This window comes from Pseudochrobactrum sp. AO18b (assembly GCF_000409565.1).
Lineage (GTDB): Bacteria > Pseudomonadota > Alphaproteobacteria > Rhizobiales > Rhizobiaceae > Pseudochrobactrum > Pseudochrobactrum saccharolyticum.
Map to the genome: position 1 here is coordinate 1 of NZ_ANNO01000145.1, position 9,303 is coordinate 9,303.

9 protein-coding genes are annotated in these 9,303 nt (G+C 52.4%); 2 read left to right on the forward strand and 7 right to left on the reverse strand.

Annotated elements, in window-relative coordinates; all coding sequences use genetic code 11:
* The 7 genes from A918_RS21475 to A918_RS0106175 all read right to left on the reverse strand — a co-directional run.
* A partial coding sequence (locus A918_RS21475; RefSeq protein ID WP_022710210.1) for a lytic transglycosylase domain-containing protein occupies positions 1-1,013 on the reverse strand: 1,013 nt, incomplete at its 3' end.
* Positions 1,013-1,201 carry a hypothetical protein gene (locus A918_RS0106150; RefSeq protein ID WP_028233459.1) on the reverse strand — a complete coding sequence of 63 codons (189 nt, stop codon included), beginning with the start codon at positions 1,199-1,201 and terminating at the stop codon, positions 1,013-1,015. The genes A918_RS0106150 and A918_RS21475, both read right to left, overlap by 1 nt.
* Positions 1,202-1,435: 234 nt before the next feature.
* Positions 1,436-2,128, reverse strand: a complete 693-nt coding sequence (locus A918_RS0106155) for a fumarylacetoacetate hydrolase family protein (protein ID WP_022710212.1) — start codon at positions 2,126-2,128, stop codon at positions 1,436-1,438.
* 66 nt (positions 2,129-2,194) lie between these two features.
* A complete protein-coding gene (locus tag A918_RS0106160; protein WP_022710213.1) occupies positions 2,195-2,839 on the reverse strand; it encodes a nucleoside/nucleotide kinase family protein in 645 nt (214 codons plus the stop codon).
* A complete protein-coding gene (locus A918_RS0106165) occupies positions 2,836-3,624 on the reverse strand; it encodes an ATP-binding cassette domain-containing protein (RefSeq protein WP_022710214.1) in 789 nt (262 codons plus the stop codon). The genes A918_RS0106160 and A918_RS0106165 overlap by 4 nt, the downstream gene beginning before the upstream one ends.
* Complete coding sequence (locus A918_RS0106170; protein ID WP_022710215.1) at positions 3,621-4,718, reverse strand: ABC transporter permease; 1,098 nt, start codon at positions 4,716-4,718, stop codon at positions 3,621-3,623. Before A918_RS0106170 ends, A918_RS0106165 begins: the two co-directional genes overlap by 4 nt.
* A 187-nt stretch (positions 4,719-4,905) precedes the next feature.
* Entirely contained in the window at positions 4,906-5,928 is a 1,023-nt protein-coding gene (locus A918_RS0106175) for a substrate-binding domain-containing protein (RefSeq protein ID WP_022710216.1), read from the reverse strand.
* Positions 5,929-6,260: 332 nt separating this feature from the next.
* On the opposite strand from A918_RS0106175, the gene A918_RS0106180 reads away from it, so the two are divergent.
* Positions 6,261-7,499 carry an ROK family transcriptional regulator gene (locus tag A918_RS0106180; RefSeq protein ID WP_022710217.1) on the forward strand — a complete coding sequence of 413 codons (1,239 nt, stop codon included), beginning with the start codon at positions 6,261-6,263 and terminating at the stop codon, positions 7,497-7,499.
* A gap of 159 nt (positions 7,500-7,658) precedes the next feature.
* Positions 7,659-9,290 carry an alpha-D-glucose phosphate-specific phosphoglucomutase gene (locus A918_RS0106185; protein WP_022710218.1) on the forward strand — a complete coding sequence of 544 codons (1,632 nt, stop codon included), beginning with the start codon at positions 7,659-7,661 and terminating at the stop codon, positions 9,288-9,290.
* Positions 9,291-9,303: the final 13 nt, after the last annotated feature.

The window sequence follows — 9,303 nt, forward strand, 5'->3', positions numbered from 1 at the left end:
CGTCTGTTCGGCTGCACACGCGATGCTTTTGCAGATTTAGCAACAGACTGCGTGACCATAGGATCGGTTTGTGCCACATCAACAGCATTGCCGGTTGCTGCGGCTGTCACAGCCTTTGCGGCTTCTGTAGCTTTACCCGGCTCAATAAAAGCGGTGCGGATGGAGTTCGGGCCTTTACGCAGACCGGTTTCTTCCAGCAGACCTTTGCGCTTGGCATCATAATAATAACCGCGGGCATAGAATTTCACGGCCTGCGTTTCATTGCCACCGGCGACTTTATAGGCACCGGCCAGATATTTCACCGCATAACGCAGATTGGTATTGGCATTGAGCAGTCCCTGCGGGCTGCCATCATAGCCCATACCGCGTGCCGTGGCATGGCTGATCTGCATCAGGCCGAAATACGGACCATTACGGGCAACAGGATTATAACGGCTCTCACGCTGCACAACGCGGTGCACAAGGCGCTCCGGCACCTGATAGGCTGCCGCATATTGGCCGATAAGATTATGCAATTCCGGCTTGCTGTCTGCCGCGATCTCGGCACGTTGCTCGACCAGATGGTTCGCAGTGCCGGACTTGGTAACGCCGGTATATTTCACTTCGCCCGGTGTATTATGTGCACCGGTTGCCAGTGACGGTGTTGCCGTTGCAATCAAAGCTTCCGTTGCGGTCTGGCGGAATGCCGGTGTCGGCACAGTAGCCGGTAAAACCGGATCGCCTGCTTCTGTCACGGCCAGAGCGGCGACCTGTGCAGCATTGCCTTTTTCTGCCGCATAGGCAGAAGCTGCAATTGTAGCACCTTTTGCGCTGCCGTCAGGATTAGCGTCGATAGAAGCAGCCTCTGCAGGCGCTCCGACGGCTGTAGCCATATCAGCCACGGCAACATCAACAGCCTGAGTTGTTGCCGAACTGGCAGCAGTTTTTGAATTATTGGTGGTGGTACAGGCCGACAAGGCCACAACACCGGAGAGCAGAACAGCAGAACGGAGAGCCAGAGCTGAAAATCGCATCAGGCACCCGTTTCGTTGTTGAGACGTTTTTCGAGTTCAACCAGATCTTCCGGCAATGGCAGACCACTGGCTCTCATCGCATTGAGCTTCTCACGAATGGACTCAGCCAGTTCATGCATGTCTTCCGGCTGGTTGACCATCTGCTCAAACAGTAAAGCGATTTCCGCCTTGATCTCTTCGAATGCCATCGGGCGATCCTTTTCGTTGTCTTCGTTTGCGGGCAGCACAAGCCATCGCCCGACAAACGTAAGAAGCGACACAGCAGAATGCATTGATTAAACGCAACCGGAAACTGTATCGCTCATGCAGTAGAAATCGTCATAGAATCCCGAAGATTGAGGATTCCATCTCATGGTTGATGAAATATTTACAGAGATTCCGCGCGTGAGACCAGCCGTAAAATGCAATCCGCGCCAAAAGGGTCAGACAACTTTTGTTGTCAGATGTCCGATAGCGTCAACGCCGCCCTCCAGAATATCGCCCCGCGCAACAGCACCAACACCCGCAGGTGTACCGGTAAAGATCAGATCTCCGGCCTGTAATTCATAGAGAGTGGAAAGACTTGCAATGGTTTCCGGCACGGACCAGATCAGCTGGTTTATATCACCCTGCTGAACGGTTTTACCATTAATTTTCAGCCAGATAGCACCGTCTTGCGGATGACCGATACGGCTTGCAGGCACCAATGCAGAACATGGAGCGGAATGCTCAAACGCCTTGGCAGTCTCCCACGGGCGCCCCTGCTTTTTAGCCTGACCCTGCATGTCGCGCCGTGTCATATCCAGCCCGACAGCATAACCGTAAATATGCTCATTGGCCTGTGCTGCCGGAATGTTTTTTCCGCCTTTTTGCAGCGCCACAACCAGCTCAATTTCATGATGCACATCATTGGACAACGGCGGATAAGGAAAATTACCCCCATCTGCCACCAGATTATCCGGATTTTTCTGGAAGAAAAATGGTGGTTCACGATCCGGATCATGCCCCATTTCCCGCGCATGATCTGCATAATTGCGGCCCACACAATAAATACGGCGAACAGGAAAGCGCTGATCGCTCCCCTCAATCGGCAAGGTTACCGGCGGCTGGGCAGGAAAGATCAGCGTATCAGACATGGGCATTCTCTTAATGGTAAATTCTGGCTGTTAAATTCTGAATTTGCCCGAGCCTACAGGAAAGTTTCAATCCTGCAAGATAAAGTCTGCCTCACGGGACTGTTCTGTCACGGTTTGCGCATTGGGAATATCATTAGCAAGCGCACGCGTTCTGGCTGCTTCATAATCCGCACCATGATCCAGCCAGCGCTGAATAAGCCGCTGTTCCAAAACCGGAAGCGGCACTTGCAAGAAAATACTCAGATCAAAATATTGGCGCAAATCGCACCAGACAGGCTGATCCAACAGCAGATAATTACCCTCGACCAGTAAAATCTGATGCTGCGCTGTGACCATGGCAGCCCCCGCCCGCGCCAGATCCATTGAGCGGTCAAAAACCGGAATCGCAATATCACCGGTTTCCGATTTCAAACGGGACAACAGCGCCCGAAAGCCATCCGCATCAAAGCTATGCGGTGCGCCTTTACGCGCCCTGTAACCACGCGCATCCAGAATGGCATTATCATAATGAAACCCGTCCATCGGCACGACAACAGATGGCTGAGTAGCGGATAAAGCATTGATCTCCTGACACAATGCCTCCGCCAGCGTGGATTTTCCCGCGGCAGGCGCTCCGGCAATTGCAACAATCAGACGCTCCCGCCCTTCTGCCCGCGCCAGAATTTCCGCAGCCAGTGCCTCACGCTTTATCACAGGTGTTTCAGGCATCATGCAGCCAGCATCTCATCAGTCGGGGTCAATGCGCCGGTCATCAGCGCCACAGCATCAGACATAGAACATTGACGGGGATTAATCACCGCCAGTCTTTTGCCCAGCCTGTGCACATGCACACGATCCGCCACTTCAAACACATGGGGCATATTATGGGAGATCAGCACAATCGGCAGGCCACGTGATTTCACTTCCTGAATGAGATCAAGCACGCGACGAGATTCTTTAACCCCTAATGCGGCTGTCGGCTCATCCATAATCACAACCTTGGAGCCAAAAGCCGCCGCACGCGCCACTGCCACGCCCTGGCGCTGGCCGCCGGAAAGCGTTTCCACCGCTTGCGAAATATTCTGGATGGTCATCAGTCCGAGTTCTGAAAGCTTATCGCGGGCGATCTGCTCCATTTTCTTATGATCGAGCTGGCGGAACACACTGCCCATCAATCCGGGTTTGCGCAACTCGCGCCCCAGAAACATATTATTCGCAATCGACAAAGCAGGCGACAAAGCCAGATTTTGATAAACAGTTTCAATGCCTGCTGCCCGCGCGGCGATCGGTGAACGGAAGCTCACAGGCTGACCATCAAGGAAAATCTCGCCTTCATCCGGCTGGATCGCACCGGACAGCGCCTTAATCAGCGAAGACTTTCCTGCACCGTTATCGCCGATAACCGCCAAAACTTCACCCGGATAGAGATCGAAATCCGCATGATCCAGCGCCGTAACACGGCCATAGCGTTTGACGAGGCCTTTTGCCGATAAAACCGGCTGAACTGACTGTTTCATGCCGCAGCCTTTCTGATCCACTGGTCAATTGCGACCGCAACGATAATCAGGACACCAATCAGCAGATAGGTCCATTGCGGATCAGTTCCCCACAGGCGCAGTCCCAGCGAAAACACGCCGACAATCAATGCACCGAACAATGTGCCGAGAATGGAACCGCGACCACCGAAGAGGGAAATCCCGCCAATCACCACAGCCGTAATGGATTCAATATTCGCAAATTGTCCCGCTGTTGGTGAGACCGAACCAAGGCGACCGATCATCGCCCAACCGGCCAGTGCACAGATCAGACCAGCCAGAATATAGACAGACATCAGAACCGGTTTGACACGTACACCGGAAAGCTGCGCCGCTTCAGGATCATCGCCGATCGCATAAACATGCCGCCCCCATGCCGTATGATTGAGCACATACCAGAGAACCAGAACCAGCAGCACCATGGCAATCACACCATAGGTAAAGACCGCACCGCCGAAGCGGATATTATTTCCGAAGAACTGCAATATTGGCGCTTTTTCGGTGATTTCCTGCGCACGGATGGTTTCATTGGCGGAATAGAGAAAATTGGTTGCCAATACGATTTGCCACATACCAAGCGTGACGATGAAAGGCGGCAATTTCCAATAGGCCACGAACCAGCCATTGAAAAAGCCGCATAATGCACCGACAGCAAAACCGCACAGGATGGAAAGTTCGGGCGGCAGACCATAGCGGAAAGTAAACTGCCCCATCACCACCGAAGACAGCACCATGATGGCGCCGACAGACAGATCAATACCGGCCGTCAGAATGACAAGTGTCTGCGCGGAAGCAATGATGCCGGTAATGGCAACCTGCTGCAAAATGAGTGTCAGCGCAAAGGCAGAGAAAAACTTGGATCCGACCAGAACAGCAAAAATCGCCAGTGACAGCACCAACACGATCAGCGGTACGGCTGCCGGATTGTGATGCAGGATCACACGCATTCTGTAGAGCAGACTGCGATCCTCATTCTCAAAACTGGCGACACCGGAAGCGCTGTTCACCAGAACCTTTTCAAAATCCTGCGGGGTGCGCTTGACTTCCGTTTCATGATTTTGCGTGGTTTCTGTCATAGGAGCTTCCGGTTGCTGCAGCCTGAAAAGGAACCGGCACGAGGATCAGGCCGGTTGATTTTTTAGAGCGCCGTGCGCCCGACCGGGCGCTACACAAGGTCGCTCTAACACTTTAAAATTAGAGCATAATTTTACCTTCAACTGATTCAAGTTTAAGAAATTATGCTCTATTAGAAAGGCACGGGGATCAGCCCCAGCACTTCGCCAGACCTTCTTTGGTGTCAATGGATTCAACACCTTCAACCGGCTGGTCGGTTACCAACATCACACCGGTATCAACAAAGGTCTTGCCATCTGTCGGTTTCGGCTTTTCACCGGTATCAGCAAATTTCTTAATTGCCTCAATACCAAGTGTTGCCATCTGCATCGGATATTGCTGCGCTGTTGCGCCGATCACGCCGTCAGCCACATTTTTTACACCCGGACAGCCGCCATCAATGGAAACAATCATCACATCTTTTTCACGGCCAACAGCTTTCAGAGCCTCATAGGCACCGGCAGCAGCAGGTTCGTTAATGGTGTGTACCACATTGATATTCGGGTCTTTTTGCAGAAGGTTTTCCATGGCGCGGCGGCCGCCTTCTTCATTGCCGTCGGTCAGATCGCGACCGGCAATACGCGGATCATCCTCATCGCCGAGCACATCCTTGTTTTTCGGATCGATACCGAAACCTGTGGCAAAGCCCTGATCGCGCAGCACGTCAACACTCGGCTGCATGGCGGTAAGGTTCAGGAAAGCGACTTTAGCATCTTTGGCTTTATCACCCAGACGCCCTGCGGCCCATTTGCCGACCAGTTCACCGGCCAGAAAATTGTCTGTTGCGAAAGTTGCATCCGCTGCATCAGCCGGTTCCAGCGGCGTATCCAGTGCGATCACCAGCATACCGGCATCACGCGCCTGTTTCAGTACAGGAACAATGCCTTTAGTGTCGGAAGCGGTGATGAGAATACCTTTTGCACCATCGGCAATACAGGTTTCCACTGCTGCAATCTGACTTTCCGTATCGCCGTCAATTTTACCCGCATAGGATTTCAGATTGATGCCAAGCTCCTTGGATTTGGCAGTCGCGCCTTCCTTGATTTTTACAAAGAACGGATTGGTATCTGTTTTGGTAATCACGCAAGCCGTCACTTCAGCCGCCTGCGCTCCCGCACCCGCAACACCTAATGCCAGAAGGGCAAAAGCAGAGGTAAGAATAGTTTTTCTCATGAACTCCTCCCAGAGTCATTTTTCTACGATCAGTTCAAGCACCGAACTGCGTAGCTGAACCAGCCAAATCAATTATCCCAGGCGCCCTCTTCCGCCGCCTCTGCGCTGCGATTTCATGAAAGAGCAAATTTATTGCCCCCAGAAATATGTGCAAGCGCGATCATGGAAACACGGGTTTTCAGTCCTGTCAATTAATAAATCCACTTGATTTATTAATTCGCTATGTCAGTCTAAGATCAGCGTGATGACAAAACCTGTCTGCGCAGGCTTTACTTCAAAAATAATTCTCTTATTCCAGCTCTTTATCCCGAATGCTCCTTACAGGACACCCGATGCACTATCCGCAAGGCGCCCCTATTGACCCTGCCACAACCAGCCGCGGCTCTGACCAGACCGGCATGCGCGCCTATAATGAAAGGCTGATCCTTTCCGTTGTGCGCCGTCACGGTGCCATGCCGCGGGCAGATATTGCCAGACTAACCGGCCTGTCAGCGCAAACCGTGTCCGTCATCATCCGCAATCTTGAGCAGGACGGATTATTGCTCAGCGGTGAGAAACAGCGCGGGCGTGTCGGCCAGCCAAGCCAGCCGATGATGCTCAATCCTGACGGGGTGTTTTCCTTTGGCCTGAAGATCGGGCGTCGCAGTGCAGAACTGGTTCTCGTCGATTTTACCGGCACGATCCGCGCACGTATGCACCAGACCTATCTGTGGCCGGTGCCGGACAATATTCTACATTTCACGCTTTCGGCTATTGAGCAATTCACGGCGCAGCTCACGCCTTTCCAGCAAAGCCGCATCGCCGGTCTCGGTATTGCCATGCCGTTTGAACTCTGGAACTGGGTTGAGGAAGTCGGCGCACCACCTGCGGATTTGCAGGCCTGGCAAAGCACCGATATTTGCGAAGCATTGAGCCTGAAACTGCCCTTTCCCGTTCTGATCCAGAATGATGCCACCGCCGCCTGCGGCGCGGAACTGACCTTCGGTTCAGGACCGGATTATGCGGATTATGTCTATTTTTTCATCGGCTCCTTTATTGGCGGCGGCGTTGTACTCAACAATACGCTTTATGCCGGACGCAGCGGCAATGCCGGTGCACTGGGTTCCATGCCGATGGGCAACGGTTTCGTCACTACGGCAGGCCATATCAGCCGCCCTGCCCAGCTGATTGATACCGCATCTCTGTTCATATTGGAGCGCAGTCTCAAGCAGCAAAATATAGACACGGCTCCACTCTGGGCGGCACCGGATAATTGGGAAATTTTCAATCCTGTGCTTGATGAATGGGTATTGCTGACCGCGCGCAGCCTTGCCCATGCCATTTCATCAGCCGCCAGCGTGATTGATTTTCCTGCTGCCATTATTGACGGCTGGATGCCGGAAAATTTACGCGCCAAGATCGTTGAAACTACACGCAATGAAATCGGCAGGCTCAACTTACAGGGAATCATCCCGCCGGTGATTGAAGAGGGTACAGTTGGTGTTCATGCCAAAGCACTGGGGGCAGCGCGGCTGCCAATCTTCAGCCGCTATCTCTTTGATCAAAATGTTCTTTTTAAACACATACAATAAATCCGCCTTACCAAAGTTGAACAATAAACCGCTATTTATGTGAAATCATTTACTTCGGCTTCACAGGACTGCCTATAATATCCGTCATGAATGCAACTTGTTCATTCCACATGAATTTATCTTTTGCGAGAGCCGTTATTGTCAGGACAAAGCCAGATCATGACTTTTAAAACTATCAGCACCACAGCTTTTACAGATCAAAAGCCGGGCACTTCGGGCTTGCGCAAAAAAGTGACTGTCTTTGCTCAGGAGCATTATGCGGAGAACTTCATCCAGTCGATCTTTGACAGTCTGGAAGATTTTCAAGGCAAGACACTCGTCCTTGGCGGTGACGGACGCTATCTCAACCGCAAGGTCATCCAGAGCACGATCAAAATTGCTGCTGCAAATGGTTTTGGCCACATTCTGGTCGGTCTTGGCGGTATTACCTCGACACCTGCGGCTTCCAATCTTATCCGCAAGAATAAAGCCTTTGGCGGCATTATTCTCTCTGCCAGCCATAATGCCGGCGGACCGCAGGGTGATTTCGGTATCAAATTCAATATCAGCAATGGCGGCCCTGCTCCGGAAAAACTGACCGAAGCGATGTTCGCCAATTCCAAAACCATCACATCCTATAAGATTGCCGATTGCGCCGATATCGACATTGATACGCTTGGCTCGCATCAGATCGGCGATACGGTGGTGGAAATCATTGATCCGGTGAAAGATTACGCCGTTTTGATGGAAAACCTGTTTGACTTTCAGGCGATCCGCACCCTGCTGCAATCCGGCTTCACCATGCGTTTTGACGCTATGCATGCCGTGACCGGCCCTTATGCCACAGAGATTTTTGAAAACCGGCTTGGTGCCAAAACCGGCAGCGTTTTCAATGCCGTGCCGTTAGAGGATTTCGGCGGCCACCATCCTGATCCAAATATTGTCTATGCCCATGAGCTTTATGAAGAGCTGATGTCGGCCAATGCGCCGGATTTCGGTGCGGCATCGGATGGTGACGGCGACCGCAATCTGATTATCGGCAAGGGCATATATATTGCGCCGTCGGATTCTCTGGCAGTGCTTGCCGCCAATGCGCATCTGGCTCCGGCCTATAGTAAAGGCATTGCCGGTATTGCCCGTTCCATGCCAACCAGTTGCGCCGCAGACCGTGTGGCTGAAAAACTGAAGATCGGCATGCATGAAACACCGACCGGCTGGAAGTTCTTCGGCAATCTGCTGGATACCGGTCTTGTCACCATTTGCGGTGAGGAAAGTGCGGGAACCGGCTCTGACCATGTGCGTGAAAAAGACGGTTTGTGGGCTGTGCTGCTATGGCTGAATATTCTGGCTGTGCGCAAACAATCTGTCGCCGAGATTATGCATGAGCACTGGCAGACCTATGGCCGCAATTATTATTCACGTCACGATTATGAAGAAGTAGCCTCGGATGGTGCCAATGCGCTAATGGATACATTGCGCGCCAAATTGCCTGATCTTAAAGGCAAGACCGTGCAGGGCATGGTTGTGGAAGCAGCCGATGATTTTGCCTATCATGATCCGGTCGATCATTCAGTGAGCAAACATCAGGGTATCCGCATTCTGTTCGCTGGAGGTTCCCGTCTTGTGGTGCGTCTGTCCGGCACGGGCACCGCCGGTGCAACCATCCGCATCTATCTAGAACGCTATGAAGCTGACAGCAGCAAGCATGATCTGGAAACCCAGTCTGCCCTGACCCCGCTGATAGCCGCCGCTGCGGAACTCACAGAGATCACGCATTATACCGGCCGCGAAAAACCAAGCGTCATTACCTGACCGAACAAAAAAA